Origin of the sequence: Aureimonas pseudogalii (assembly GCF_014196835.1) — a bacterium.
Taxonomy (GTDB): domain Bacteria; phylum Pseudomonadota; class Alphaproteobacteria; order Rhizobiales; family Rhizobiaceae; genus Aureimonas; species Aureimonas pseudogalii.
Window position 1 is genome coordinate 1 of sequence record NZ_JACIEK010000043.1, and the last position, 3,181, is coordinate 3,181.

A 3,181-nucleotide genomic window follows, 5' to 3' on the forward strand; every position below is an offset into this window, starting at 1 on the left:
CTGGTTGATCGGCATGGCGTGCGAGCAACGCTCGCCCTTGGTTTGTCGCTCGTTGGTATCGGGTGCCTGATCGTCTCCGCGACCAGCAGCGCATATGTGTTCCTCTCCGCTTTCAGCGGCCTTTCGGCGCTCGGCTTCGGCATCGTGGCAACGCACGTCGTCTCCACAGCCATTGCGCGCCTGTTCGACCGGAACCGGGGACTTGCGACAGGCATCGCCACGTCAGGCGCAACAGGCGGCCAATTCCTGATCGTGCCACTGATCGCGGCGGTTCTGGCGGTATTCAGCTGGCGGTGGAGCTTCCTCGCCATCGGGGTCGGGTGCCTTGCTCTGGCTCCCCTTCTCTGGTGGACGCTGGCGACGACGGAAGGGGACGATGCGCGAGCCGTCCCGGATCAGGCGGCATCGTCGCTGAAGGCCGATCTCGGTGCCATCGTCCAAAAACCGGCATTTCATGTGCTGTTCTGGAGCTTTGCCCTCTGCGGTTACACAACGGCGGGTGTGATCGAAACGCATTTCCTGCCTTATGCGTCATTCTGCGGTTTCGGCCCGGTTCCGAGCGCCGCCGCCTATGGCGCGCTGTCGGCCGTCAACATGCTCGGCATGATCGGGGCCGGTTGGCTCACCGATCGCATGAACAGGGTCGTGTTGCTCGGCTCGATCTACATCTTGCGGGGGCTGACGTTCCTGATCCTGATGAATGTCGGGGCCAGCTATGAAATGCTGGTCGTGTTTGCCGTCCTGTTCGGCGCGGTGGACTATGCGACGGTTCCCGTCACGGCGAGCCTCGTTGCCAGCCATATCGGCTTGCGCGTCATGGGGCTTGCGATGGGACTGATCTCGGCGGGCCATTCCCTCGGCGCAGCTTTGGGGGCTTGGTCGGGCGGTTACATCTTCGACCTGACCATGCGTTACGATTGGGTCTGGATGATCTCGACCGGGCTTGCTGTCGGGGCTGGCATGATGGTGTTCCTGCTGCGCGATGATCGGCAGGCGCTGGCACATGCCGTTTGAGCTTTCGCAAAAGGGCTCTGTTGCAAATCCTCGAAGGCGGTGAGAGCCTACTGCGCTGAACGCGACGGATGGCGGGGACTTGGGCATGAGTTTGGCGTTCAAGGGCCGGCACTTCGCTCCCGACATCATCCTGCTCTGCATGCGCTGGTACTGCCGCTACGCGCTGAGCTATCGCGATCTCGAGGAGATGATGGCCGAGCGCGGCCTATCGGTGGATCACACCACGATCTACCGCTGGGTCCAGCACAACGCCCCCGAACTCGACCGACGCGTCCAGTGGTGCAGGGATCGCAGCAGCGGCAGCTGGTACGTCGATGAGACCTACGTGAAGGTCCGGGGCGAATGGATGTACCTCTACCGCGCGATCGGTGACCGAGGTGAGACGCTCGACTTCCAGCTATCGCAGAAGCGCACGACGAAGGCCGCCAAACGCTTCCTCGTCAAGGCTTTGAACCGGTCGCCGCACAACCGGCCATCGGTGATCTCGACCGACAAGAACCCGGCCTACAACGAGGCGATCGCCTCGCTGCGGCGAGAGGGGCGGCTCGCCGCGACCTGCCAGCACCGGCAGGTGAAATATCTGAACAACCGCCTTCGAGTCCGACCACGGCAAGCTCAAGCAGCGGATCCGCCCCGTGCGGGGCTTCCAGTATCAGAAGACGGCTCACAACGCCATTCGAGGGTTCGAGACGATGCGGATGTTCCGGAAGGGCCAGTTCCGCTCGATGGTCGACAGCCTGGCCGGTGGATCGGAAGCGCGCTTCATCGGACGGCTCTTCCAGGTGTTCGTCGCCTGAAAATGGAACAGAACGGGATCACTGCGGCCTCGTTGGCGATTTGCAACGGAGCCAGATGGACCGTCTCGGGCGCAACGCCATGGACGTGCGAGCCACCGTCGAGCTTCTCGCCGAGATGGGTGTCAAGGTTCACTGTCTGGCGCTGGGCGGCGTCGACCTGACGAGCTCGACGGGCCGTATGACGATGAGCGTCATCAACGCCGTCGCTGAGTTCGAATGCGATCTCCTGATCGAGCGCACGCACGCCGGACTGATCCGGGCGAAGGAGCAGGGCAAGGTGCTGGGGCGCCCCGCGAAGCTGTCGGCAGAACAGAAGCGCGTCGTTCGTGAGAGGCTGGGGGACGGGGCCTCGATCTCCGCGCTGGCGCGCGAGTTCGAGGTTAGTCGATTGACGATCCAGCGGGCGAGAGATGCAGCGAAGGCACAGGATCAAGTGACGCCGTAGCAGGCTTCAAGTGGGGCTGGACTGAGTTCAACCGCTGCAAGCGACCAATCTGCGCGGTTCCGTGTAGATTTAGGTCCTGTTGACATAGTCCTTGAGCCAAATGCGTGATGCGGCGAGGCAGAGGAAGGCCAGGAAGGACTTTGCAGTCTTGTCGTATCGCGTGGCGATGCGTCGGGCCTGCTTTAGCCGGTTGAACATACGCTCAATGCGATTTCGATCCCGGTACTGACGGAAGTCGCAAGCAGCCGGTGTTCGACGGTTGGCTTTGGGCGGGATCACCGGCATGACGCCTTTCAGAAGCAGGGACTCTCGAACTTCGTCTCCGTCGTAGCCTTTATCGGCGAGCATGAGCCGCGGCTTGCCGACCGGCATGGCCAAAAGGGCGGGAACGGCTCGGTAGTCGGAGGTCTCTCCACCCGTCAGCACAAAGCCAAGAGGGCGTCCCTGACCGTCTGCACGGGCGTGGATCTTCGACGTAAAGCCGCCGCGGCTTCGACCAAAGCCCTGCGTATAGGTCCCCCTTTAGCGCCCGCAGCCTGCGAATGGCCGCGAACGGTGGTGGAATCGATCATATGCTGCCAGTCGTCGGTCAGTCCCAGTTCCACCAGCGTCTCCAGCATGGCGTCCCAGATGCCTTGCTCAGCCCAGCGCCGAAACCGCACATAGACCGAGTTCCACTTGCCATAGCGCTCGTGCATGTCGCGCCACGGGCAGCCGGCGCGCAGGACAAACAGTATTCCATCGAGAAAGCGGCGGTTGTCATGCGACGGGCGTGCCTTGCGGCCTCGCTCGCTCGGCAGAAGCTCGCCGATGACAGCCCATTCCTTGTCCGACAGATCGCCACGCGCCAATACCGCCTCCCTAAAAGGAAGCCTTGAATCACGCCTCAAACAATCTGGGAATCCACTTTGTCAACAGGACCTAG

Annotated in this window: 3 protein-coding genes and 1 pseudogene; 3 read left to right on the forward strand and 1 reads right to left on the reverse strand. The window is 62.5% G+C overall.

Annotated features, from left to right (window positions below; all coding sequences use genetic code 11):
- From GGR04_RS23585 to GGR04_RS23595, 3 genes and pseudogenes are all read left to right on the forward strand, one after another.
- The coding region (locus GGR04_RS23585; RefSeq protein WP_183203035.1) for an MFS transporter at positions 1 to 1,014 on the forward strand (1,014 nt) is incomplete at its 5' end.
- A gap of 85 nt (positions 1,015 to 1,099) precedes the next feature.
- Positions 1,100 to 1,811 (forward strand): IS6 family transposase gene (locus GGR04_RS23590; RefSeq protein WP_246393613.1). Its coding sequence is split into 2 segments (ribosomal slippage): positions 1,100 to 1,609 and positions 1,611 to 1,811, totalling 711 coding nucleotides; the frame shifts between segments, so codons are not numbered across the junction.
- Between the two features lie 49 nt (positions 1,812 to 1,860).
- Positions 1,861 to 2,256 (forward strand): annotated as a pseudogene (locus tag GGR04_RS23595) (recombinase family protein); the annotation flags it as partial.
- Between the two features lie 69 nt (positions 2,257 to 2,325).
- Here GGR04_RS23595 and GGR04_RS23600 read toward each other — a convergent pair.
- Positions 2,326 to 3,107, reverse strand: a protein-coding gene (locus GGR04_RS23600) for an IS5 family transposase (protein WP_246393615.1) whose coding sequence is annotated in 2 segments (ribosomal slippage) — positions 2,326 to 2,777 and positions 2,777 to 3,107 — 783 coding nt in all. Because the reading frame shifts where the segments join, the coding sequence is not laid out codon by codon here.
- Positions 3,108 to 3,181 lie beyond the last annotated feature (74 nt).